Consider the following 25,061-nt stretch of genomic DNA (forward strand, 5'->3'; position numbering starts at 1 on the left):
AAGCGCGCATGACTACCGACACGAGACCAAAAGACCCTATAAAAGCCTTTAAATTAACAATTTCAGGCCAAGTGTTCGCTATTGACTTCACATCGCCTTTCGGATTGACTGAGCTTGCGAAAGGGCAATGAACATAATAATTAACATAATAGGTGCATCATGTCGGTTCCACTGCGCGCAGTTCAGCTCAATGAAGCGAACGCATTCCTTAAGAAATATCCTGAGGTTTTGTACGTCGACCTTCTTATTGCGGATATGAACGGCGTGGTGCGCGGCAAGCGCATCGAACGCACCAGCCTGCACAAGGTTTACGAGAAAGGCATCAACCTGCCGGCTTCTCTATTTGCACTGGATATCAATGGTTCTACGGTGGAAAGCACCGGCCTGGGTCTGGATATCGGTGACTCGGACCGAATCTGCTACCCCATCCCCAACACCCTGTGCATCGAGCCTTGGCAGAAACGCCCGACTGCGCAATTGTTGATGACCATGCACGAACTTGAAGGCCAGCCGTTCTTCGCTGACCCACGGGAAGTGTTGCGCCAGGTCGTTTCCAAGTTCGACGACATGGGCCTGACCATTTGCGCAGCCTTTGAACTCGAGTTCTATCTGATCGACCAGGACAACGTGAACGGTCGCCCGCAATCGCCGCGGTCGCCGGTGTCTGGTAAACGTCCGATGTCGACTCAGGTGTATCTGATCGATGACCTCGACGAATATGTCGACTGCCTGCAAGACATCCTCGAAGGTGCCAAAGAGCAAGGCATCCCGGCTGACGCGATCGTCAAGGAAAGCGCCCCAGCACAGTTCGAAGTCAACCTGCATCACGTTGCCGATCCGATCAAAGCCTGCGATTACGCCGTGCTGCTCAAGCGCCTGGTGAAAAACATCGCCTACGACCATGAGATGGACACCACGTTCATGGCCAAGCCATATCCGGGCCAGGCGGGCAACGGGCTGCATGTGCACATTTCGATTCTCGACAAGGAAGGCAACAACATCTTTGCCAGCGAGGATCCCGAGCAGAACGCCGCATTGCGTCACGCGATCGGCGGTGTGCTCGAGACCCTGCCAGCGCAAATGGCCTTCCTTTGCCCCAACGTTAACTCGTACCGTCGTTTCGGCGCACAGTTCTACGTGCCGAACTCGCCGAGCTGGGGTATCGACAACCGTACGGTAGCGGTGCGTGTACCGACCGGCTCTGCCGATTCCGTGCGCATTGAACACCGCGTCGCGGGTGCCGATGCCAACCCTTACCTGCTGATGGCGTCGGTTCTGGCCGGTATTCACCACGGTCTGACCAACGAAATCGAACCGGGCCCACCGGTGGAAGGCAACAGCTACGAGCAGAACGAACAGAGCCTGCCGAACAACCTGCGCGACGCACTGCGCGAGCTGGACGACAGCGAAGTCATGGCCAAATACATCGACCCGCTGTACATCGACGTATTTGTCGCCTGCAAGGAAAGCGAGCTCGCCGAGTTTGAAAACTCCATCTCGGACCTTGAGTACAACTGGTACTTGCACACCGTCTGATTGGCCAAGTGGTGTACGCAGTTGCGCGTACACCACCTCCCCCTGTGGGAGCCATCCACTATCGATGCCGCCTGACACACCACTTTCGCGGACAACCGCGCTCCCACAGTGCCTGTGTTTTTCGAATCGTTAATGGATCGACTTCAAATCCGGCGACCCAATTTCCCCCTGCATCGAGTCACTTCAATGGCAAACACTCGCAGTGACTGGGAGCAACGCTTTCAGTCTTTGACACTAGAAGGCCGAGCATTTATTGATGGCCAATACCGCTCGGCACTCAGCGGTGAAACCTTCGAATGCACAAGCCCGGTAGACGGTCGCTTTCTGGCGAACGTCGCCAGCACCGACGAAGCCGACGCCAATGCGGCGGTGATCATCGCCCGCCAGGCATTCGAGTCAGGCATCTGGGCCAGGCTCGCTCCGGCTGAGCGCAAGCGCATCCTGATTCGCTTTTCCGATTTGATTCTGGCAAACCAGGAAGAACTGGCGTTGCTGGAAACCCTGGACATGGGCAAGCCCATCAGCAACGCCATGACCATCGATATCCCGGCGACCGCCAACGCGATCCGCTGGAGCGCCGAAGCCATCGACAAGCTCTACGACGAAGTTGCGCCCACGCCACACGATCAACTGGGCCTCATCACCCGTGAGCCTGCAGGGGTTGTGGCGGCCATCGTGCCGTGGAATTTCCCGCTGATCATGGCCAGCTGGAAATTCGCCCCGGCCTTGGCGGCAGGCAACTCGTTCATCCTCAAACCTTCGGAGAAATCACCACTCACGGCGATCCGCATCGCTCAATTGGCGCTGGATGCCGGTATCCCGAAAGGTGTGTTCAACGTGCTGCCAGGGTTCGGTCATACCGTCGGCAAAGCACTTGCCTTGCACATGGACGTCGACGTTCTGGCCTTCACAGGCTCGACGGCAATTGCCAAGCAACTCCTGATCTACGCAGGTCAAAGCAACATGAAACGGGTGTGGCTCGAAGCTGGCGGCAAGAGCCCTAACGTGGTGTTTGCCGACGCGCCTGATTTGCGTGCGGCCGCGCAAGCAGCCGCCAGCGCCATTGCCTTTAACCAAGGCGAAGTCTGCACTGCTGGCTCGCGCCTGCTGGTGGAGCGCTCGATTCGCGAGCAATTCATCCCACTCCTGGTAGAAGCACTGCAGGCCTGGAAACCCGGGCATGCCCTGGACCCGGCGACCACCGTTGGCGCAGTGGTCGATCAGCGCCAGCTGGAGTCGGTCCTGCGTTACATCCAGATCGGCAAAGACGAAGGCGCACAGCTGATCACTGGCGGCAACCGCACCCTCGAAGACACCGGTGGCCTGTACGTTGAGCCGACCATTTTTGACGGCGTGACCAACGCCATGACCATCGCTCGGGAAGAGATCTTCGGCTCGGTGCTGTCGCTGATCACCTTCGATACCGAACAAGAAGCGCTGGCGATTGCCAATGACTGTATCTACGGCCTGGCCGCAGGCGTGTGGACCAGCAACCTGAGCAAGGCGCATACCTTTGCCCGCGGCTTGCGCGCTGGCAGCGTCTGGGTCAACCAGTACGACGGCGGCGACATGACTGCGCCGTTTGGCGGCTTCAAACAGTCGGGTAACGGTCGGGACAAATCGCTGCATGCGTTCGACAAATACACCGAGCTCAAAGCCACCTGGATCAAGCTCTAACACCTTTACGACGGCTGTCGCCAGCACGTGTCGACAGCCATCGGAGAAATTTATGAAACAAACCCATATAGACAGTTACTACGCCGCAACCCGCAACCACACCGGCGACTTCCCAACACTTGAAGAACTGGTGGAGTGCGATGTCTGCGTGATCGGCGCTGGCTACACAGGCCTGTCCTCAGCCCTGTTCCTCGCCGAAGCAGGCTACAGCGTAACCGTGCTCGAAGCCGCCAAAGTCGGCTTCGGGGCCAGCGGTCGCAACGGCGGTCAACTGGTCAACTCCTACAGCCGTGACGTTGACGTCATCGAAGCACGCTACGGCGACAAAACTGCCGAAGTCCTTGGCAGCATGATTTTCGAAGGCGCCGACATCATCCGTCAGCGCATCCAACACTACGATATCCAGTGTGATTACCGTCCGGGCGGCATCTTTGCGGCGCTGAACAAGAAGCAGCTCAAAGGCCTGACCGAGCAAAAAAACAGCTGGGAGCGTTACGGCAACAAGAACCTGAGAATGCTCGATGCGACAGACATCAAGCGTGAAGTGGGGTGCGACAACTACGTCGGCGGCCTGTTAGACATGCAGGGCGGACACATCCACCCGCTGAACCTGGCACTCGGCGAAGCCTCGGCGATCATCGGCCTGGGGGGCAAGATTTTCGAACAGTCGGCCGCCGTTGAAATCACTTACGGCGAGCCGATTACCGTGCGTACCGCCAAAGGTGTGGTTCGGGCCAAATACCTGCTGATCGCCGGTAATGCCTACCTGCCCCAGGGCCTGGACAATCGCGTGACCAGCAAAAGCATGCCCTGCGGTTCGCAAATTGTCGTGACAGAGCAACTGCCTGAAAAAGTCGCCCGCAGCCTGATCACCAACAACTACTGCGTTGAAGACTGCAACTACCTGCTCGACTACTACCGCCTGACTGCCGATAACCGCCTGCTCTACGGTGGCGGTGTGGTTTACGGTGCCCGCGAGCCGGATGACATCGAGCAACTGATCAAACCAAAAATTCTCAAAACCTTCCCGCAACTGAAGGACGTGAAAATCGACTACCGCTGGACCGGCAACTTCCTGCTGACCATGTCGCGCATGCCGCAATTTGGCCGCATCGAGAAAAACGCCTATTACATGCAAGGCTACAGCGGCCACGGAGTCACCTGCTCGCACCTGGCTGGCAAACTGATTTCGGAAATGATCCGCGGTGACGCCGAGCGTTTTAATGCGTTTGCGTCCTTGCCGCACATGCCCATGATCGGTGGCCGGACCTTCCAGGCACCACTTACCGCCATGGGCGCTGCGTACTACGCAATGCGCGACCGTTTCGGGATCTAGCTGTGTAACCCTTGTGGGAGTGAGCTTGCTCGCGATTGGAGCAGCGCGGTTTAACCCGCTGACCGCGGCGCCTGCATCGCGAGCAAGCTCGCTCCCACCGCTCTCCTTGACTGACCGGTATCAGGCAATCAGGGTTGGCCAGCGCTATTTACCGAACCTGCTGAGCAACACGAACAAACGTGATTTAATAGTCGCCTTACACGTTTCTGGGACAGGGGTACGGTGTGATTTGCAGCATCCGTCGACCGCCATCTCCCCCCATCACCCTTAAGTAGTTCTCACATAAGGCTGTCATGGACACGGGCTCACGACTCAAATTAGTACGCGAAAGCTACAAAATGTCCCAGCGCGAGCTGGCCCGGCGTAGCGGCGTCACCAATGCCACCATCTCCCTGATCGAACAGAATCGCGTCAGTCCTTCTGTCAGTTCCCTCAAGAAATTGCTTGAAGGCATTCCCATGTCTCTGGCTGATTTTTTTACCTTCGACCAGCCTCCCCGCGAACACCAGTACGTCTTCCGTGCGAATGAACAGCCGGACCTCGGACGTGATGGCTTGCGGTTGCTGTTGATTGGCGCTTCGGTGCCGGGCCGGCAAATGCGCTTATTGCGCGAGCAATACGCGCCGGGCGCCAGCTCCGGGGAAGAGCCGATTGTGCACGCCGAAGGCGAAGAATGCGGGCTGGTTGCCAGGGGCACGGTTGAACTCACCGTAGACGGACAAATCAGCGTGTTGAATGCCGGGGACGGCTATTACTTCCCGACCACCCTGCCGCACCGGTTTCGCAATATCGGCGCGGATGAGGCAGAGATCATCAGCGCCAACACACCGGCCAACTTCTGATCCTGACTACCCCGTCTGCCAGGTAACTCGCGGTGTTGCCATCGCGAGTAAGTCCGCTCCCACAGACACACCAAGATTTGTGTTCAACACATGACCTGTGGGAGCTGGCTTGCCTGCGATGCAGGCGACGCGGTCGCTCATTTACACCCGCGACCTGCGCCCAAAAAACGGATGGCTCGGGTCGTTGTAGCCCGGTGTCGATGAGTGCCCGGTCACCACCAGATCATTGATAAACGCTTCGTCCTGCGCAGTGAACCTGTAGTTCAACGCCGGTACGTAGTCTTCCCATTGCTGTTCGGTACGGGGACCGGCAATGGCCGAGGTGATCAGGGCGTTGTTCAGCACCCAGGACAAGGCGAACTGGCCTGCGGTGATGCCTTGCCCCTCGGCGTATTCACGTATGCGCTGGGCCAGGTTCAGAGACTCGGGGCGCCATTCGGTCTGTTGCAGGCGCGGGTCGTTACGGCCTGCACGGGTATCCTCGCCGGGTGCCTGATCGGGGTCGTATTTGCCCGTCAGTACGCCGCGCGCCAGCGGGCTGTAAGAGATCACGCCAATACCATAGTGCTCGGCAGCCGGCAGGTGCTCGACTTCGATCTGGCGGTTGGCCAGGTTGTACAGCGGCTGGCTCACGCTGGGCCGCTGGATGCCCAACAGGTCGGCGCTGCGGCTGAATTCGGCAAGCTTCCAGCCGCGATGGTTGGACAACCCGTAACCGCGAATCTTGCCTGCCCGGATCAGGTCATCAAGGGCTCGCAGGGTTTCATCTACCGGTGTGTCGTGGTCTTCGCGGTGCAGGTAAAACAGGTCGATATAGTCGGTGTTCAGGCGTTTGAGGCTGGCCTCGGCCGAGGCGATAACGTTCTGACGCGATGCGCCGCTGTTGTTCGGCCCGCTACCACCCGGGTCGGGATTGACGAACTTGGTCGCCAGCACCCATTGCTGACGGCGCTCGCCGATCAAGCGGCCGACCACCTCTTCCGAAGCACCGCCGTTGTAGCCGTTGGCGGTGTCGATGGAGTTGATGCCCTGCTCAAACGCGCGGTCGGTGATACGCCGCGCAACGTCGTCCGGGGTCTGCCCGCCGAACATCATGGTGCCCAGGGTGATGGGCGAAACCTTCACACCGTTGCGGCCCAGGTTGCGGTACTGAATGTCGCTCATGATGACTCCCTGCGTGGTGATCGTGAAATCGAATGGCGCAAACATTAGTCAGCGTGGCTAGGGCGGTCAACGCCCAACGAGGCATAACCATAGAGCGGTTTTGTCGGGATTTCTCTTATTCGTAAACGATCTTTAAACGTCGGAATTAATTATTTATGGATCTAAAAAACCATCGGTAATCTCATGACTTTTCGGACCGCATGAAAAGGAATCATCATGAGCCGTCGCCCCCATGGCCCTGACTATTCACCTGCACTCACTCACGTTGCAGGCTCGCGCCCATGAATATCCCTACCGGTTTTCTCGACAGCAGCGGCAGCATTCCTTTTAGCCTGCCCGAGCGCGACCACCAGGGCGACGACCCCATCGCCCAGCGTATCAGCCTGAACCTGCGGCGCCTGCGCGACAAGCGCCAGGTATCGCTGGAAGCACTGGCGCATGCCAGCGGCGTGCGCCGCTCGATGATTGCGCAAATAGAGGCAGGCCGCAGCTTTCCCTCGGTCAAAGTGCTGTGCAAGGTGGCTGGCGCACTCAAGGTATCGATCGCCGAGTTTCTCGACCCCGGCACCATTGTCCGCCGCGCCCTGCCCCCCGAGCACGGTGAAACGAAGGTGGAGTTCCATGAGCTGCGCCTGAGCCCGCAGGCCAGGCAAAACGTGCCCGGCAAACCGCACAGCGGGCAAAAAAACCTGGTGGTCGCTCAAGGCACTGTGGAGCTGACCATCAATGACGAACACTTCGTCCTGAACACTGGCGATTCAATTCTGTTCCACACCGAACAGCCCCCCACCTGCCACAACCCGAGAGACAGCGAAGCCGTCGCCTATCTGGTGACCAGCCCTGCGCAAGTGCAGGAATAGCCCGTTTTTGCCTACCCACTGCCAGGAGCGTTCGCCTTGTCACGTCACCTATCCCCTCTGGATTTCCCTGAAAGCCCTCTGTCCCGTGCCTTCGAACAACCGTTGTTTCTGGGCCTGTTCCTGCCGGTGCAGTCGGGTGGCTGGAGCCCTTCGGCTCTGCCGCGCAGCACCACCTGGACATTCGACTACAACCGCCAGCTGACCCTGCGCGCCGAAGCGCTGGGTTTCGATCTGGTGTTCGCCCTGGCCGAATGGTTGGGCAAGGGCGGCTACGGTGGCGATATTCGTTATCACGATGAGTCGCTGGACGCCTTTATCACCCAGGCAGCACTGGCGTCGGTGACCGAACGAATCCTGCTGATCTCCACCCTGCACGTACTTTACGGCCCTTGGCATCCGCTGCATCTGGCCAAGTTCGGCGCCACCCTGGACCACATCAGCAAAGGCCGTTGGGGCCTGAACCTGGTGACCGGCCACCGGCATCGCGAGCACCGGCGTTTTGGGCAGGCACCCATCGAACATGATCAGCGTTATCGCCAGGCCGATGAGTTTATCCGCGTAGTGCAGGAGCTTTGGCACAGTCAGGACAACGTCGATTTCAGCGGCGATCATTACAACCTGGAAGAGGCCTACATCAGCGTCAAACCGAGCTTCGGCCGCCCGGTGCTGGTCAACGCCACCGGCTCACCCGCAGGTATCGATTTCGCTGCCCGCCACTCCGACATCGTGTTTACCACCAGCCCCGGCAGTGCCGAAATCGAGAACGCGCTGGACAAGCTGCCCGAGCATTTACAGCGGATAAAACATGCGGCCCGCGGCTATGGCCGTCAGGTGCGCACCCTGATCAACCCTCTGGTGATTTGCCGCGACAGCGATGCCGAAGCCTGGGAAGTCCACGCCGCGATTACCGCCGCAGGCGACCCTGGCGCGCTGGAAGGCCATGCCCGTGAAGCCAGCGATGCCCATGCCTGGCGCGGCCACCAACCAGCAGAGCGTTATGTCGGCGGCAATATCCAGCTGGTCGGCAGCCCCGAGACTGTGGTGCGCGACATCATTCGCCTGAAAGAAGCAGGCATCGATGGCCTGCAACTGAGTTTCTTCGATTTCGCCCCCGACCTTGAGCAGTTTGGAGAGCGAGTGTTGCCCCTTTTGCGCCAGGCCGGCTTGCGCCGCTAACCCACTCCCAGGATGACCGCCATGCCCTTTACCCGTCGTCAATTCATTGTTGGCTTGTCTGCCCTGTCCGCACTCGGCGCCAGCATTCCGTTCCTGCCCTCAGCCCTGGCCGACGCGACGGGCGAAGCCGTCAGCGGGCGACGGGTGTTCAACCTGTTGATCAATCCTGAACCACCGTCACTGAGCTCGTTCAACACCACCGCGGGCACCAGCGTCACGGCCAGCAGCAAGGTGCTGGAGGGTTTGCTCACCTATGACGAAAACCTCAACGCCCGCCCTGCACTGGCGACCGCCTGGGAGGCTGCACCCGATGGCTTGAGCTACCGTTTCACCCTGCGCGAAGGCGTCAAATGGCATGACGGCGAGCCCTTCACCTCGGCCGACGTGGCCTTTTCCCTGGACCTGATCAAACGCTTCCACCCTCGTGGTTCCAGCACCTTTGCCAACCTTGAACGGGTCGACACTCCCGACGATCACACCGCCATCGTCCACTTGAGCAAGCCTGCGCCCTATCTGATCCGAGGCTTTGCCGGCGGAGAAACGCCGATCCTGCCCAAGCATCTCTACGCCTCAGGCGATCCTCTGAGCAACCTGCACAACAACGCCCCGGTCGGCACCGGCCCCTTCCGTTTCAAGCGTTGGGAACGTGGCAGCTTTATCGAATACGAACGCAACCCGCAGTACTGGGACCCGGCGGCAACTGTGGTAGATACCCTGATCCTCAAGGTCATCCCGGACGGCGCCGCACGCATGGCAGCCTTCGAAAACGGCACGCTGGATGCCGGCGGGCAAAGCCCGGTCCCCCTCAGCGAGCTGGACCGCCTGACCAAATCCGGCCGACTGAAGGCCACAACCCGGGGCTACCGCTACACCATTACCCCGACCATTCTTGAGTTCAACCTTGACCACCCGCTGCTGTCACGCCTCGACGTTCGCCAGGCGATTGCCCATGCACTGGACCGCGAAGTCATCCGCAAAGTGGTGTACTACGGCTACGCCGAAGCCAGCTACTCGCCTATCCCGAAAAGCTTCACCAATTATGTCTACGAAGGCCCCAACCCGTACCCGTTCGACACCGAGGCCGCCAACGCACTGCTGGACAAGGCCGGGCTGACAAAAAAAGGCCCCTGGCGCTTCAGCCTGACCCTCGACCCGCTGCCCTACGGCGACAGCTACAGCCGCACCGCCACCTATGTGCGCAGCGCTCTGGCGCGTATTGGCATCGAAGTTAAGCTGCGCGCCCAGGACTTCCCCACCTACATCAAGCGCATCTATACCGACCGCGACTTTGATTTCGCCGTGGTCGGCATGGGCACCCTGTATGACCCTACCGTCGGTGTTCAACGCCTGTACTGGTCAAAGAACTTTCGCAAAGGCGTGCCCTTCTCCAACGGCACCCACTACAACAACCCTGAAGTCGACCGCCTGCTGGAAAGCGCTGCCGTGGAGACCGATGAACAAAAACGCGGCGATCTGTTCAAGGCGTTCCAAAAAATCGTTATCGAAGAGGTGCCGTCCATCACCCTGGTGATGCAGCAGCAGGTCTCGGTGTACAACTCGCGGGTCAGCGGCTTCGAAGACGACGCCAACGGTCTGGACAGCAGCCTGGCCAATATCAGCCTGGCCGCCAGCGGTGGCGAGCATGCTTGAGCGACGCAGAATGTGGCGCCTGTCACGGCGTACCTTGTGGCAGGCCATCCCCACCGTGATCGGCATCCTGGTACTTAATTTTCTGCTGCTGCGGCTGATCCCTGGCGACGCGGTAGACGTGCTGGCCGGTGAATCCGGGGGCGCCAGCGCCGAGACGCTGATCCAGTGGCGCAGCCATTTCGGCCTGGACTTGAGCCTGATGGACCAACTGCAGCGCTACCTCGTCCAACTGGCCCATCTGGACCTGGGCCTGTCGCCGCGCTTCAACCTGCCGGTCAGCCAACTGGTGCTGGATCGACTGCCCAACACCCTGCTGCTGATGGTCGGGGCACTGGGGCTGGCACTGGCTATCGGGATTGCTGCCGGGACCGCAATGGCGACCTGGGTCGGGCGCTGGCCTGACCGCGTGTTGTCACTGGCGGTGTTGTTGCTCTACTCCACCCCGGGATTCTGGATCGGCCTCATGGCGGTGCTGCTGTTCTCGGTCAAACTGGGCTGGCTACCCAACAACGGTTTCCAGACCCTGGGCCTGAACCTCAATGGCCCGGCCTGGCTGCTCGACCGGCTGCAACACGCTGTGCTGCCCGTACTGGCCCTGGCCACGTTTTATATCGCCCTGTATGCCCGCCTGACCCGCGCCGCGATGCTTGAAGTGCAACGTCAGGACTACGTGCGCACCGCTCGCGCCAAGGGGCTCACGCCCTGGCGGGTGGTGTCGCGGCACGTGTTGCGCAACGCCCTGTTGCCCGTCTCGACCCTGGCCGGGCTGCATTTTGCCGCCCTGCTTGGCGGTGCTGCCGTCACCGAAACCCTGTTTGGCTGGCCCGGGCTGGGCCGCCTCACCCTGGAGGCGGTGATGTCCCGCGACTACAACCTGCTGCTGGGCATCCTGTTGTTGTCATCGATGCTGGTGGTGCTGATCAACATCGCCGTGGACCTGCTGCAAGCCTGGCTCGACCCCCGTCTCCAGGCCGACTGATAAGGAGCTGCCACATGACTTCTGCCGTGCTGCAAACCGCTCCAACCGGATACAGCGAAAGCGTCTGGACGGCCCTGCTGCGTAACCCCTCGGCACTGATCGGCGCGACGATGCTGGCGCTGGTGCTCATCCTGGCGCTGTTGGCCGGCACGCTCTACCCCGGCGATCCGCTGGACATGGTGGCCATGCCGATGCTCTGGCCCGGCGACGATCCTGGCTACTTTCTGGGCAGCGATTCACTGGGCCGCGACGTGGCTGCCGGTATCGCCCACGGCGCCCGGGGCTCCTTATTGATTGCCGCCAGCGCCACCCTGATCAGCGTGTTGATCGGCGGGCTGGTCGGTGCCTTGGCCGGCTACCACGGCGGCAAGCTGGGGGATGTGCTGATGCGCATCTGCGAAGTGTTCCAGACCGTGCCGTCGTTTTTGCTGGTGATCGTCATCGTGGCCATCGGCAACCCGACACTGGGGATCATCGCGCTGGCGATCGGCATCTCCTCATGGCCAACGGTCGCACGGCTGGTGCGCGCCGAATTCCGTACCTTGCGCGAAGCCGACTTCGTCACCGCCGCCCGCAGCCTGGGCTTCAGCGATAGAGCCATCATCCTGCGCGAAATTCTGCCCAACGCCCTCGCGCCGCTGGTGGTCACCACCTCGATCCTGATCGCCCAGGCGATTCTGGTGGAGGCCGGACTGGCCTTTCTGGGCATGAGCGATCCGAACCAAGCCAGCTGGGGCGCCATGCTCGGCAGTGGTCGCGAACAGATCGCCAGCGGCTGGTACCTGACCGCCCTGCCGGGGCTGGCAATCATCTTCGTGGTGCTGGCCCTCAACCTTCTGGGCGACGGTCTTAACGACGCCCTCAACCCTCGCCTGCGACGGTATATCCCATGAGCCTTCTGGACGTACGCGGTTTGCGCGTGAGCTACGACAACGCCGATGCGGTAAAAGACCTGAGTTTCACGTTGCAGGCTGGCGAGACCCTGGCACTGGTGGGTGAATCCGGCTGCGGAAAGTCCACCACGGCCCTGGCGCTGATGGGCCTGCTGCCGGACAACGCCCGGCTGGGCGGCGAGGTCTTATTTGAAGGCCAGGACCTGCTGAGCATCGCGCCCCGGCAGATGCGCCAGTTGCAAGGCAACGCGCTGGGGATGATTTTTCAGGACCCGCTGTCCAGCCTCAACCCGGTATTGACCCTGGGCGAACAGGTGGCCGAAAACCTGCTGGCGCACACCGACCTCACCCGTCGCCAGGCCTGGAAGCGCGCCGAAGAACTCTTTGCGCTGGTGCAACTGCCCCGCCCCGCGGCGCACCTGCGCGAGTACCCGCAACATTTGTCCGGCGGCCAGCGCCAGCGGGTTGTGATTGCCATGGCGATTGCTTGCCAGCCGCGCCTGTTGATCGCCGACGAGCCGACCACCGCGCTGGATGTGAGCGTGCAAGCGCAGATCCTCGAATTGCTGGCGCGATTGCGCGGTGAACTGGGCATGGGCCTGCTGTTGATCACTCATGATCTGGGCGTGGTTGGCCAGCACGCCGACCGGGTGATCGTGATGCATGACGGTTACGCGCTGGAAAGCCAACCGACCCGCGCCCTGATCGATCACCCGCAACACCCCTACAGTCGCGGCCTGCTTCAGGCTTCGCTGGGAGCGGAACATGACCAGCACTACCTGAACAACCGCCTGGCCGAAATCAACATCGAGCGCCAGCCCGGCCAGGCCACGCGCTACAGCGTCAACAGCAGCCACTACGGGCCGGGGCGCAAGCCACGGGCACCCGCGGGCAACCCGGCGCTGCTCAAGGTCAGCGACCTGACCACAGGCTACGGCGACAGCACTGTGCTCAACCGCATCAGCCTGGAAGTGGGCGAGCGCGAAAGCGTGGGGCTGGTCGGCGAATCGGGCTGCGGCAAGTCGACCCTCAGCCGCACCCTGCTGCGCTTGCTGCCTGCACGCGGCGGTACTGTCGAGTTCGACGGGCGCGACATCGCCAGCCTCGCCGGTGAGGAGCTGCTGGGCTGGCGACGTCAGGTGCAAATGATTTTCCAGGACCCCTATGCCGCGCTCAATCCGCGCCACAGCGTGGAGACCATTCTCGACCGCGTGCAGCGCCTGCACGGGCAGAACGACCCAGGGCAGCGCCAACAGGCACGCCTGGCAATGCTCGACTCCGTCGGCCTGGCGCGCAGCAGTCTGGCGCGTCTGCCCCACCAGTTCTCCGGTGGTCAGCGCCAGCGCATCGGCATTGCCCGAGCGCTGATCCTCAAGCCCCGGCTGGTGATCTGCGACGAGCCGGTGTCGGCACTGGATGTCTCGACCCAGGCCCAGATTCTCAACCTGCTGGTGGAACTGCGCGAAGAGCTGGGCCTGTCCTACCTGTTTATCTCCCACGACCTGTCGGTGGTGCGCTATTTCGCCGACCGGATCCTGGTGATGGAACAAGGGCAGATTGTCGAGCAAGCCACCCCGCACACCCTCTGGCACTCACCCCAGCACCCTTACACCCGTCGCCTGTTGGCGGCGATACCGGGCGCTGCGGCGCCGAGCCCCCCACCCCTGCCTGTATCAGGCCTGCGCTTTGCCGTTGGCTGGTAATTCCAAGGAGCATCACATGTCGCAAATAGACTCAGCCTGGGGCGCCGTCCCGTCGGCCGGATACGAAGACCTGGCGCAACGTTTTCGCCCCCTGTTCGCCCGGATTCGCGAGGGTGCAGTGGATCGCGAACTGGAGCGGCGCTTGCCGATCCAGGAACTGCAATGGCTCAAGGAAGCAGGTTTCACCACGGTTCGCGTACCCAAGGCATACGGCGGCGCGGGCGCCAGCCTGCCCGAGCTGTTCAACCTGCTGATCGAGCTGGCCGAGGCCGATTCGAATCTGGTGCAGTCATTGCGCGGGCACTTTGGTTTTTGCGAAAACCTGCTCAACAGCCGCGACCGTGAGTATCAGGGCATTTGGCTGGAGCGACTGGGCCGTGGCGAGACCGTCAGCCCGGCGTCCGGCGAAGTGGGCAACGCCAAACAGCTTGAATTCGGCACCCGCCTGAGCCTGCACGGCGGCCATTGGCAACTCAGCGGCAGCAAGTTCTACACCACGGGGGCGCTGTATGCCGACTGGGTCGATGTCAGCGCCAACAACCCTGATGAACAGCGGGTCTCGGTGACTGTACGCACCAGCGACCCCGGGGTTGAAATCATTGATGACTGGAACGGTTTCGGCCAGACCCTGACCGCCAGCGGCACGACCCATTTTCGCGAAGTGCCGGTCGATCCGATCAACGTCATCCTGGCTGAAAACCGCTTTCGCTATTCACCGGCTTTTTACCAGACCGTGCACACCGCGACCCTGGCCGGAATTGGCCGGGCGCTGGCCGCAGAGACGGCCGGGCACGTGGCCAGGCGCACCCGCAGCTTCAGCAGCGGCAATGCCCCGCGCGTGGCTCAGGACCCACAAGTGCTGCAAGTCGTGGGCAACCTGCGCAGCGCGGCCTACACCGCGGGAGCCATCACGGCACTGAACGCACAGGCCCTGCAACGCGCCCATGAAGCGAGTTTGAGCGACGACGAACAGGCCCTGACCCTGGCGGTGAACATCGCGGAACTGGAAGTGGCGCAATCACAAACCATCGTTTCGGACCTGATCATCAAGGCCAGTGGCGATTTGTTCGATGCGCTGAGTGCGTCGGCCACCCTCAAGCCATTGGGGCTGGACCGTTTCTGGCGTAATGCGCGGACGTTGTCGTCCCACAATCCGCGTATCTACAAGAGCCGCATCGTGGGTGACTTCGCGGTCAACGGCACACCGCCGCCTGCGCAATGGCGCATTGGCGTGGCGTAGGATAAAAATCACGAAAAACCTGTAGTCGCTGCCGAAGGAACGAGGCTGCGTTGGTGTGGGGCGGCACTCCGGCGCAGCCGTCGTAAAACCTGAGATCACGATTTATCAGTTAGACCGCAAACTCAGGTTTTACGATTTCTTAGCAATCGGACGCAGCCTCGTTCCTTCGGCAGCGACTACAGGGGCAGGCCATTGGACTCAATGACACACCTGCCCATCCCCAATCTTCAGGCTGTCCACCAACAAGGCATTACTGCGCAAATCCCAGGCACGGGTCTGGCCGCCACGGGCCTGCCAGTCATGCAACGCCGCATTGATCAGCGCCCGGCTCTGTTTATCGGTGCGGCTCAGGTAAACCCGTACATCACTGCTCGCCTTTAATGTCTGCGGCAACAACGTGTAGAAACGCCAGTCCGGCGCCTGTGCAAGCGCCTGCAAGCTGTTGCGTTCTTCAGCCAACAGGTTGCACTCGCCCGCCATAAACGCCACCGCGGCACGAATCGACGACACATAGGTTCGCAACTCGGCGCCCTGTTGCGTCAAGGTTTGCGCCCAGGGACTGCCAACGGCAATGCACACGCTTTGCCCCTGTATCGGGCGCCGAGGTGCATTACGCAAGCCAATCAAAGCCCCCTCCCGGTACTGCACCGGCAACTTGCGCAAACTCGCCACCCGATCAGCCGTCACAGGCAGCTTCAAGCTCCCGGCTATCACCAGATCGACGCTGCCATCGTTCAAGTTGGTCATATCGGGCAACGCCTGCAGTTGCACCTTCAAGCCAAGGTAAGACCCCAGGGCTTCGGCCAACTGACTGTCCAGTTCATCCGGCTCGGCAACCAGCGCTTCCTGTCCCAGGGTCGGGCGCGGATAACTGCGTACACCCACGCGCAACACCTGGCGCTGTTCGGCTGCCTGCAACAGCGGCCCCCGGGGCATATCGCCCGGTGCCGCAGGCCAGTGCCAGGCAACCAGCGCCGCTGCGCCAATCACCGCTGCCGCCAACCACCTAACCACCGTGGCGCAAGCCCCGGCGCCAATAGGTAAAACGTCGCTCCAACAAGGCCAGCAAAAAGTTCAGCAGCAAACCCACCACCGCCAACAGCAGAATGCCTGCGTACATGCTGGGGATCTGGAACACCTCCTGGGAATTGAGCGTCAGAAAACCCAACCCGGAATGAGCACCGATCATCTCGGCGGCCACCAGTGCGGTGATGCAATACGCACCCGCCAGACGAATCCCGGTAAAGATCGAAGGCGACGCCGCTGGCAGTACGATTTTGGTAAACAGAAACCAGCGGTTCGCCCCCATCGACAGCGCCGAGTTGATCAGCAACCCATCGACCTGCTTCACCCCGCTGATGGTACTCAACAGAATCGGCCAGAACGACGCCCAGAAAATGATCGCGATCTTGGACAATTCACCAATGCCCAAAAACAGAATAAACACCGGGAACAATGCCAGCGCCGAGGTCTGGCGAAAGAACTGCAACAACGGATCAAGCACGCTTTCGACCCGTGCAAACCAGCCCATCATCAACCCCAGGCTGACACCCGAGGCGATGGCCAGCAGCAACCCGGCAAAAGAGCGAAACAGGCTGGCCTGCACGTGCTTGAGCAAGTCACCGCTGCTGGCCAGGTCCAGCACCGCACCCAACACCGCCGACGGCGGGCTCAGGTAGCCGGGGTTGACGATCCCCAATTGCGGCAACGCCTCCCAAAGGGCCAGGAACGCCACAATGCCCACGGTGCTGTCGAACACCCGGCGTGAAGTCAATTTAAAGCCCATGGTCATACTCCAATCCGATAACCACCCAGAGTCGCAATGCTCTGCCAGTTCTGATGCGTCGCCGCTGCTGCTGGCTCACGGGTTATGTCGCTCACTTCATCGCGCAGGGCCTCCCAGGCGCGCTGGCGATAGTGAACAAAGGTTTGGGTATTGCGCAGTTCAGGAAGTCGGGGGCGGGCCAGGTCGATATCGAAAATCTCTTTGATCCTCCCCGGACGCTGAGTCATCACCGCCACCCGATCCGACAGGAAGATCGCTTCGTCCAGGCTGTGGGTGATGAACACGATGGTTTTTTTATGGGTGTCCCAGATGCGCAGTAACTCGCTCTGCAAGGTCTCGCGAGTTTGCGCGTCCAGGGCCGCGAAGGGCTCGTCCATCAACAGCACGTCCGGGTCGTAGGCCAGCGAACGGGCAATGGCCACGCGCTGGCGCATGCCGCCGGACAACTCGTGGGGGTAGCGCGAGGCAAAGCCGTTGAGTCCCACCAGCTCTAGGTATTCGCGGGCGGTTTCCAGTCGCTGTGCCTTGCCCACGCCGCGGATCTCCAGGCCCACGGCGATGTTGTCGAGCACCGTGCGCCAGGGCAAGAGTGCATACCCCTGAAACACCACCCCCTGATTGCGGTTGATGCCTTGCAGGGGTTTGCCGTCCACCAGCAGGTCACCGCCGGTCTTGTGCGCAAGCCCGGCGAGGATGTTCATAAAGGTCGACTTGCCGCAGCCCGACGGCCCGAGAATGGAGAGAAATTCGCCCTCGCGTACCTGCAGGTCGAACCCCTCCAGCACGGGCACCCGCTCCTCACGCCCGGATTCATCGCGGGCCTGGAATTCCATGCTCAGGTCTCGGGCGACGATCTTGTGGGCCGTCATCAGGCGTGCCCCTGGGCGAACGGATTAAATTCGTTGGTGTAGACGTCCTTGACCGCAATCGAGCCTTTTTTGATCTTGCCTTCGTTCTCCAAAATATCGATGTAGTACTGAATCGGCGGTTCGGTGACGACCAGGTCGTCGACATAGGCAAAGCGCTCCACCAGTTCAAGCTTCATGCCGATGCGCTCGGAGGTGATCTTGCGCGCATCATCGGGGTTGGCATTGACCCAGTTCGCCGCCCGGGCGATGGCGTTGACCACGTCGCGGGTCGCCTCCGGGTGCTCGCGACTGAACTTGCCATACACGCTGTACGGCGCCATGCCACCCAGCCCGCCGTCCAGGTCGAAATCGCTCCACAACTTGCGCAGCGCCGGGTTGTTCTCGGCACCACCGGACGATGGCGGGTGGATGATGGCAACGTCGATATTGCCGGTGGCCAGGGTTTGTTCGCCCTGATTGTCCGGCACCACGACCCAGTTGATCTTGTCGACATTGACGCCCTGCTCGCGCAGGTACTTCTTGGTGACGAACTCGGCGCACGCACCGAAGCTGTTGAAGCCGACGGTTTTACCTTCAAGGTCCTTGGGTTTGACGATGCCCGAATTGTCGCGCACGAAGTATTTCATGTGCGGGGCTTCCTGCAGCGTCCTGCCACCGGCGGCGACCACCTTGAGATCCAGGCCACTGGCGATGGCTGAAATCACCAGGGGCACCATGCGCGCACCGAAGTCGATTTCGCCGGTGCCGGTCAACGGAATGATCTGCGGTGCGGCGATGCGCCCGATGTACTTGGGCCGTGCGCGGGTGCCCTCGAAATAGCCGAGGGAGTCAGCGACGTAGACCAGATCGAATGACGGGTTGTCCGGGTACTTGAAGTCCACGACTTGATCGGCGCGGCTCTTGATCACGGCGGCGCTTTTACCGGCGCCCGCGTCCTTTTTTTCGCAGCCGGGCAGCAGAATGCCGGCAGCGCCAACTGCGCCCAGTACGGCGCAACTTCTGAGAAAAGCTCTTCTGTTATTGATCGGGTTCATGCCCGCTCCTTATGGTCTTGTAGTAGCCCCGTAGCAGCTGACGAGCTCCGCGAGGCTGCGTTCGGCTGCGAAGCAGTCGCAAATCCATGCACCACTGTTAATCAGATACACCGCGATCAGAGGGTTTACGAGGGCGGCGCCCTCGAACGCAGCCTCTCGGAGCTCGTCAGCTGCTACAGGTAATCAGTTAATGCTCAGGCTGTTTTAAGGGCGTAGCGCGACTCCGGGCGCGTCAGGCCGTAGTGCTCGCGCAAGGTGCTGCCCGCGTACTCGGTGCGGAACAAACCGCGCTTGCGCAAAATCGGCAGCACTTCATCCAGGAATACTTCAAAGCCATCGGGAAATGCCGGAGGCATCACGTTGAAACCATCGGCCGCGCCGCTGCGGAACCACTGCTCGATCAAATCGGCAATCTGCACCGGGGTACCCACCGGCACCCAGTGCCCACGCGCTCCAGCCAGGCGGTTGATCAACTGGCGCAAGGTGGCGTTTTCACGGTCGACGATATCGATGATCAATTTGAAACGGCTGGACTGGCTTTCAGTACCGCTAAAGTCGATCAGGTGGCGCGGGAATGGCGCATCCAGGTCATGTCCAGTCAGGTCCACGCCCAACATGCGCCGCAGTTGGCCCAGGGAAACGTGGGGCAGCACCAGTTCGTTGAGCTCGTCGAATTTACGCTGAGCCTCGGCTTCGGTACTCGCGATATACGGACTGATGCCCGGAAGGATTTTCAACTGGCGCGGGTCGCGGCCCACGGCCTTGGCCCGGGCCCGAATGTTATTGGCAAATTCGGTGGCGCTTTGCAGGGTCTGGTGCGCAGTAAAAATCGCTTCGGCATGCCTGGCGGCGAAATCACGGCCATCCTCGGAAGAACCGGCCTGCACCTGCACCGGCCGCCCCTGGGGCGAACGCGGCGAATTCAGCGGTCCCTTGACCTTGTAGTAGGCGCCAACATGGTTGATCGCATGCACCTTGCCACTGTCGGCAAACACTCCGGCGCTCTTGTCCAGCACCAGTGCATCATCTTCCCAGCTGTCCCATAAATCCCCGACCACTTGCACGAACTCTTCGGCCTGGGCGTAACGATCATGGGCCGAAGGGTGTGCGTCGAGGCCAAAATTGGCAGCGGCGGCGGCCATTGAAGTAGTGACGATATTCCAACCGGCGCGACCTTTACTCAAGTGGTCGAGCGCGCTGAATGAGCGGGCCAGGTTGTAGGGTTCGCTGTAGGTGGTACTGGCCGTAGCGATCAGGCCAATGCGCTGGGTAACTGCAGCAATGGCCGCCAGCCAGGTCACCGGTTCAAAGCGGATCCGCAGGCCTTCACGGCCGCTTTCGGCCAGTGACGGTGAGTCGGCAAAGAAGATCGCATCGAGCTTTTCCCGTTCAGCGCGCAATGCAAGCTGCTGGTAATAACCGATGTCCATCGACGATTCCGGCACCGACTGCGGGTGGCGCCAGGCGGCTTCGTGATGACCATTGGGGTAGATAAACAGATTGAGGCTGAGCTGACGTTCGGACATTTTCCGTTCTCTGAATTTTAGGTAGCAAGGGTTCAGTGCAATTCGGCGAAGTCGCTCAGCACATCGTCGCGCAGGGCGATAAAGCGGCTGTCACTACGGTTGCGCGGGCGCGGCAAATCGATATCGAGGATGCGGCGGATACGCCCTGGATTGGGCTGCATAACGACCACGCGGTCGCCCAGAAATACCGCTTCATCCACATCGTGGGTGACCAGGATCATGGTGATTTTTTCCTTGGCCCAGATGTTTTGCAGCTCGCCTTGCAGGCGGGCACGGGTCAAGGCATCGAGGGCCCCCAGCGGCTCGTCCAGCAACAGCACGCTGGGGCGATTGACCAGGCCGCGAGCGATAGCCACCCGCTGGGCCATGCCGCCGGAGATCTGGTGCGGGTAGGCATCGATAAAGTCTTGCAGGCCCACCAGTTCAATGTGCTCGCGCACGGTGTCGCGCTTTTCCTTTGCGCTCAGCGGCGAATTCTTGAGGGCAACTGCAACGTTCTGCTCAACATTGAGCCAAGGGAACAAACGGTGATCCTGAAACACGATGCCGCGCTCAAGACCGGTGCCGTCGATGGGCTTGCCGTCGAGCAGGATGCGCCCGTCGTATTCCTCGTCCAGTCCCAGGATCAACCGCAACAAGGTGGATTTGCCGCAACCGCTGGCGCCGACGATGCTGATGAATTCGCCGGGGGCGATGTTGAGCTGAATATTGTCCAGGACCTGCAATTGGCTGGTGCTGCCCGGTCGGGAAGCAAAGCGCTTGCTGATGTTTTCCAGGGTCAGGCTGTTATTGAGCATGCTGCAATCCTTCTGAAAGTGCCGATCAACGCGGGTCAATGCCGTACAGGCGCTGCATCCGTCGCTCAAAAATCCGGGCCAGGGCATTGAGGCTCCAGCCCACCAGGCCGATGACCACCATGCCGAACAGCACCAGGTCCATCATGAAATGCTCACTGCCATCGATCAGCGTGTTGCCAATGCCCTCCCCCGATACGAGCAGGTATTCGGCACCGATAGTTGCCAGCCACGAGTACACCAGCGCCAGATACAGCCCGGTGAAAATCGACGGCAAGGCGGCGGGCAGCATGACCCCGACGATGGTTTGCCAGCGGCTGAAGCGGTATACCCGCGCCACTTCCAGCAGATTGGGCGGGACGTTGCGCAGCCCGTCGCAGGTGTTGACCACCACCGGCACCAATGCCGCCAGCGACAGAAACACCACCTTGGCCACATCCCCCAGGCCGAACCACACCGAGATCAGCGGGATCCAGGCGAACAGCGAAATCTGCTTGAACGTATTGAAACTTGGGCCCACCAGACGCTCGAAGTAGTGCGACAGGCCAAGCAGGCAGCCCAGCACCAGCCCAAGCGTGGTGCCGATAAAAAAACCACTGAGGTTGCGCGCCAGACTGGCGCTGATGGCCCGCCAGAATTTGCCTGATGCAATCTGGTCCCAGGCCGTGGCTGCGACTTTTTCCGGTGAAACCAGCAGACCGGACTGGCTCCAGCCCATGTGCGAGGCCAGCCACCACAGGGCGACGGCGCCAATCGGCAACACCCAACCGCGATAGCGACGGCTGCTGCCATGACTGATTGCCAGTGCGCTACTCATGACAGGCGCCCCGCTGCGGGTGTGCGACCACGATTGAGACGCCGCTCGGCGTAATCGAAACCGCGATCGATCAACAGGCCGATCCCGCCGACCACCACCACGGCAGCCATCACCAGATCCAGCTGGAACAGTTGGCGACCATAAACAATCAGGTAACCCAGCCCTTCGCTCGACGCCACCAGCTCAACCACCACCAGCGATAGCCAGGCCTTGGTGAAGCCCAGACGCAGGCCGGTAAACAGGGTTGGAACAGCCGCAGGCAAGACGATAAAAATCACGCTCTGCCAACGACTGAAACCGTATGCCCGCCCGGCTTCCAGCAAGCCCTTGGGCGCTTGATGGAAAGCCTGCAAGGTACACAGCGTGATCGGCACCAGGGCCGCCTTGGCAATCAGCACATACTTGAGCGGCTCACCGATGCCGAACAGCAACAAGGCAAACGGCAGCCAGGCCAGTACCGGAATTTGCACAATGGCGTTGAAGGTGGGCAGCAGATAATCCTCGATGGTTTTCGACAGCCCCATGGCCAGCCCCAACACCACACCAATGGAGGCCCCGAGAGCAAAACCGACCACCACCCGCTGCAGGCTGGCGGCGGCATTTATCCACAGGTCGCCGGAGGCAAAGAGGTCCGAAAGGGTTTCGTAAACATAGGCGGGTGGCGGCAAGACCTGCTCTGACAGCCAGCCCTGCTCCACCCCCAGAAACCACAGGCCCAACACGGCCAGCGGCAACAGCCAAGGCAAGGCTCTGTCACCCAACTGCGAAGACCAGGCCCAAGTGCGCGGCACCTCGACCTTGCGTACCGGGCGCGTCGGTGCTGGCGGCAAGCGCTGGACGTTGCCCTTCGGTAGCGCCGGTACGTACTGCTCTGGTGCAACTGTCTGTGCCCTGGCCATATGCGTGGTTCCTTAGCTACTACAAAAAACGGAGTTCCTGTTGGCGACCTTGTGGGAGCGGGCTTGCTCGCGATGCAGACGACATGGTCTGTCTGGATAACCGCGTCGATTCAATCGCGAGCAAGCCCGCTCCCATAGGGGTATGCAGTTACTTGCCCGCTACCGCATTGCCTTCAGGCTGCTTGCCATCCGTGCCATAGGCCGTCCAGAAGTTCTCCAGGCCTTTGGCCTTGAGCGCGGTCTGCAGGTAGCCGGGCTCAAACCAGCCATCGATGCTGACCGGACGGCGGATCAATTTTTCGTCCTTGGCCTGATCCGCCACCGCCTGATAGCGGCTGACCAAAAAGGTGTCGATCAGCGGCGAAGCCCTGTCCCGCAGGCTGACCCCAGTGAAATCGGCGCGCAGTGAGTCCACAGGGTCATTGCTTTTGGCCCACTCGGTGAAGACCTCATCACGGTGGCTGTCTTCAGAGGTCCAATGCGCGGCATCCACCAGCGTATCGACCACTTTTTGCACATTGGCCGGATGCTCTTTTTCATAAGCACCACGCACCACCAATGCGGTTTGACGGGTATAGCGCACATCCTGATCCGGGTTGTCGTAAACGATGTCGATCAGGCCCTTGTCACGCAGCTTGAACAGTTCACGACCGCCAAAGGCGGCATCCACACCGTTGGAAACCAGCGCTGCCTGAGTGCTGCCGGTATCGAGGTTGATGACCTTGATATCGCGCTCGGTCAGACCGTGCTCGGCCAACAGGTTGATCGACACCAGATGGCCGTTGGTACCGCGAAACACTGCGACCTTCTTGCCTTTAAGGTCTTCGATAGTCTTGATCTCAGAGCCTTTTGGCACCGCCAGATACAGATTGGCTCGCACACCCAGTGCTGCCAGCAGCCTGGTGTCCAGCCCATTGGAGCGCCCGACCACTGCGGGCAAGTCGCCCTGGTAGGCGAAGTCCAGCTGCTGATTGGACAAGGCTTCGTTAACCGCAGGGCCAGCCCCTTTGAAGAAGAACCACTGCACCTCGGTGCCCGTTCCGGCGAAGGCTTTTTCCAGCAGTTGCTGGTTGCGCACTATGCCCAGGGGCGAGCCGCTGAACGTGACCGGATCACCGCCACCGGCGCTCGCCACGCCGATGCGCAACACATCGGCCTCGGCCAGCGGTACAGCCATGACCACAGCCAGCACGGCAGCGATGCGGGTCTTGCGCAGCAGGGTATTTACTTTGAATGAGGCCATGGGCAGATCTTCCTTGGAGCGATGAGGTGCGGCCCGTCAGGCGGCGAGGTGTTTTTTGTCGGCTTCGGTTTTCGGCGAGCGGGTGTCCGGGGTCGGCTTGAGCGCCTGGCTCAGGCGGCCGTCCACACCCACCGGCACATCGCCGTCGATGGTGGTGCGGCGCACGATGCGCTGGGCATCGCCGTAGTCGTTGATCGCTATATGCTGGGTGGCGCGGTTGTCCCAGATCACCACATCGCCTTCCTGCCAGCGCCAACGCACGGTGTTGTCGACATGGGTAATGCGGTCGTGGAACAGGCGAATCAGCTGCTTCGAGTCGCTGCTGCTGACACCCTGGATCTCTTTGACAAAGTGCCCCAGCAACAAACTTCTTTCGCCAGACTCCGGATGAACGCGAACTAACGGATGTTCGGTTTCATAAACTTGGGCGGTGAATTGTTCGCGATAACGCTTAAGGCCAGACTCATCGGTATTGCGCGGCGCGGCATAGTCATAAACATTGGTATGCAAGGCGCGCAGGCTGTCGGCAAGTTGCTTTAGAGGTTGTGGCAAGTCGGCATAGGCTGACGCCGTATTGGCCCACACGGTGTCGCCGCCATAAGGGGGAATGACCACACCGCGCAAGATCGAAATTTTTGGATAATTGGCAACAAAGGTCACATCGGTGTGCCAGGAGTTGGCTCGGGTTTCCTTGGCATCCAGATTCAGGATGGCAGCACTTTGCTCGGCAGAGCGTACGGTTGGATGGGGTACTTGATCGCCGAAACGTCGGGAAAACGCTTCGTGCTCAGCGTCATCCAGATGCTGGTCACGGAAGAACAGGACTTTATATTTCAACAAGGCCTGATTAATAAACTCGAACGCTTGGGCACTGATATCACCGCCCAGTTTAACGCCTTCAAGTTGTGCACCAATTCGACCCGCCACGGGTTTTACTTGAATAGTCATTACGCCACTCCTGCCTCACGAGTTGTTGTGGACAGATCATAAAGGCATAAAAGCAGCGCTGACTAATCACTATTTAATCTAAAGATAGA

22 protein-coding genes are annotated in these 25,061 nt (G+C 60.6%); 11 read left to right on the forward strand and 11 right to left on the reverse strand.

What is annotated here, in order from left to right:
• Positions 1-159 precede the first annotated feature (159 nt).
• The 4 genes from N7D90_RS20975 (at position 160) to N7D90_RS20990 (ending at position 5,391) form a co-directional block, all read left to right on the forward strand.
• The gene (locus N7D90_RS20975; protein ID WP_261739772.1) at positions 160-1,536 is read left to right on the forward strand and encodes a glutamine synthetase family protein; all 1,377 of its coding nucleotides are present in this window, start codon (positions 160-162) and stop codon (positions 1,534-1,536) included.
• 186 nt (positions 1,537-1,722) lie between these two features.
• Positions 1,723-3,213 carry an aldehyde dehydrogenase gene (locus tag N7D90_RS20980; protein ID WP_261739773.1) on the forward strand — a complete coding sequence of 497 codons (1,491 nt, stop codon included), beginning with the start codon at positions 1,723-1,725 and terminating at the stop codon, positions 3,211-3,213.
• Positions 3,214-3,265: 52 nt separating this feature from the next.
• A complete protein-coding gene (locus tag N7D90_RS20985; protein ID WP_261739774.1) occupies positions 3,266-4,549 on the forward strand; it encodes an NAD(P)/FAD-dependent oxidoreductase in 1,284 nt (427 codons plus the stop codon).
• A gap of 293 nt (positions 4,550-4,842) precedes the next feature.
• Positions 4,843-5,391 carry a cupin domain-containing protein gene (locus N7D90_RS20990; RefSeq protein ID WP_261739775.1) on the forward strand — a complete coding sequence of 183 codons (549 nt, stop codon included), beginning with the start codon at positions 4,843-4,845 and terminating at the stop codon, positions 5,389-5,391.
• 141 nt (positions 5,392-5,532) lie between these two features.
• Here N7D90_RS20990 and N7D90_RS20995 read toward each other — a convergent pair whose 3' ends face one another.
• Positions 5,533-6,555, reverse strand: a complete 1,023-nt coding sequence (locus N7D90_RS20995) for an aldo/keto reductase (protein WP_261739776.1) — start codon at positions 6,553-6,555, stop codon at positions 5,533-5,535.
• A 281-nt stretch (positions 6,556-6,836) separates the two neighbouring features.
• Between N7D90_RS20995 and N7D90_RS21000 the strand changes: the two genes are divergently transcribed.
• Genes N7D90_RS21000 through N7D90_RS21030 form a run of 7 tightly spaced genes read left to right on the forward strand, consistent with a single transcriptional unit; the run spans position 6,837 to position 15,056 of the window.
• The gene (locus N7D90_RS21000) at positions 6,837-7,415 is read left to right on the forward strand and encodes a helix-turn-helix domain-containing protein (RefSeq protein ID WP_261739777.1); all 579 of its coding nucleotides are present in this window, start codon (positions 6,837-6,839) and stop codon (positions 7,413-7,415) included.
• 36 nt (positions 7,416-7,451) lie between these two features.
• Positions 7,452-8,591 (forward strand): LLM class flavin-dependent oxidoreductase, encoded by a 1,140-nt coding sequence (locus tag N7D90_RS21005; RefSeq protein WP_261739778.1) that lies wholly within the window; start codon positions 7,452-7,454, stop codon positions 8,589-8,591.
• Positions 8,592-8,612: 21 nt separating this feature from the next.
• Positions 8,613-10,241, forward strand: a complete 1,629-nt coding sequence (locus tag N7D90_RS21010) for an ABC transporter substrate-binding protein (RefSeq protein WP_261739779.1) — start codon at positions 8,613-8,615, stop codon at positions 10,239-10,241.
• Positions 10,234-11,220 carry an ABC transporter permease gene (locus tag N7D90_RS21015; protein ID WP_261739780.1) on the forward strand — a complete coding sequence of 329 codons (987 nt, stop codon included), beginning with the start codon at positions 10,234-10,236 and terminating at the stop codon, positions 11,218-11,220. Before N7D90_RS21010 ends, N7D90_RS21015 begins: the two co-directional genes overlap by 8 nt.
• Before the next feature lie 14 nt (positions 11,221-11,234).
• Complete coding sequence (locus tag N7D90_RS21020; RefSeq protein WP_261739781.1) at positions 11,235-12,113, forward strand: ABC transporter permease; 879 nt, start codon at positions 11,235-11,237, stop codon at positions 12,111-12,113.
• A complete protein-coding gene (locus N7D90_RS21025; RefSeq protein WP_261739782.1) occupies positions 12,110-13,816 on the forward strand; it encodes a dipeptide ABC transporter ATP-binding protein in 1,707 nt (568 codons plus the stop codon). The genes N7D90_RS21020 and N7D90_RS21025 overlap by 4 nt, the downstream gene beginning before the upstream one ends.
• 16 nt (positions 13,817-13,832) lie before the next feature.
• Positions 13,833-15,056, forward strand: coding sequence for an acyl-CoA dehydrogenase family protein (locus tag N7D90_RS21030; protein ID WP_019827382.1), 1,224 nt, complete (start codon positions 13,833-13,835; stop codon positions 15,054-15,056).
• 198 nt (positions 15,057-15,254) lie between these two features.
• Here the strand turns inward: N7D90_RS21030 and N7D90_RS21035 are convergent, their stop codons facing one another.
• From N7D90_RS21035 to N7D90_RS21080, 10 genes are all read right to left on the reverse strand, one after another.
• Entirely contained in the window at positions 15,255-16,070 is an 816-nt protein-coding gene (locus tag N7D90_RS21035) for a transporter substrate-binding domain-containing protein (RefSeq protein ID WP_261739783.1), read from the reverse strand.
• Positions 16,063-16,842 carry an ABC transporter permease gene (locus N7D90_RS21040; RefSeq protein WP_048352525.1) on the reverse strand — a complete coding sequence of 260 codons (780 nt, stop codon included), beginning with the start codon at positions 16,840-16,842 and terminating at the stop codon, positions 16,063-16,065. The genes N7D90_RS21035 and N7D90_RS21040 overlap by 8 nt, the downstream gene beginning before the upstream one ends.
• 2 nt (positions 16,843-16,844) lie before the next feature.
• On the reverse strand, positions 16,845-17,711 hold the full coding sequence (locus N7D90_RS21045) for an ABC transporter ATP-binding protein (protein ID WP_261739784.1): 867 nt from the start codon (positions 17,709-17,711) through the stop codon (positions 16,845-16,847).
• Entirely contained in the window at positions 17,711-18,745 is a 1,035-nt protein-coding gene (locus N7D90_RS21050; protein ID WP_261739785.1) for an ABC transporter substrate-binding protein, read from the reverse strand. The genes N7D90_RS21045 and N7D90_RS21050 overlap by 1 nt, the downstream gene beginning before the upstream one ends.
• 194 nt (positions 18,746-18,939) lie before the next feature.
• On the reverse strand, positions 18,940-20,271 hold the full coding sequence (locus N7D90_RS21055; protein WP_261739786.1) for an LLM class flavin-dependent oxidoreductase: 1,332 nt from the start codon (positions 20,269-20,271) through the stop codon (positions 18,940-18,942).
• 32 nt (positions 20,272-20,303) lie between these two features.
• A complete protein-coding gene (locus N7D90_RS21060) occupies positions 20,304-21,068 on the reverse strand; it encodes an ABC transporter ATP-binding protein (protein WP_261739787.1) in 765 nt (254 codons plus the stop codon).
• A gap of 25 nt (positions 21,069-21,093) precedes the next feature.
• Entirely contained in the window at positions 21,094-21,882 is a 789-nt protein-coding gene (locus tag N7D90_RS21065) for an ABC transporter permease (protein ID WP_261739788.1), read from the reverse strand.
• On the reverse strand, positions 21,879-22,781 hold the full coding sequence (locus N7D90_RS21070) for an ABC transporter permease (RefSeq protein WP_261739789.1): 903 nt from the start codon (positions 22,779-22,781) through the stop codon (positions 21,879-21,881). Before N7D90_RS21070 ends, N7D90_RS21065 begins: the two co-directional genes overlap by 4 nt.
• A 148-nt stretch (positions 22,782-22,929) precedes the next feature.
• Positions 22,930-24,024, reverse strand: a complete 1,095-nt coding sequence (locus tag N7D90_RS21075) for an ABC transporter substrate-binding protein (RefSeq protein WP_261739790.1) — start codon at positions 24,022-24,024, stop codon at positions 22,930-22,932.
• Between the two features lie 36 nt (positions 24,025-24,060).
• On the reverse strand, positions 24,061-24,972 hold the full coding sequence (locus tag N7D90_RS21080; protein WP_261739791.1) for a TauD/TfdA dioxygenase family protein: 912 nt from the start codon (positions 24,970-24,972) through the stop codon (positions 24,061-24,063).
• Between the last annotated feature and the right edge of the window lie 89 nt (positions 24,973-25,061).

This window comes from Pseudomonas fragi, assembly GCF_025426255.1.
In the GTDB taxonomy this organism is placed as follows: domain Bacteria; phylum Pseudomonadota; class Gammaproteobacteria; order Pseudomonadales; family Pseudomonadaceae; genus Aquipseudomonas; species Aquipseudomonas kulmbachensis.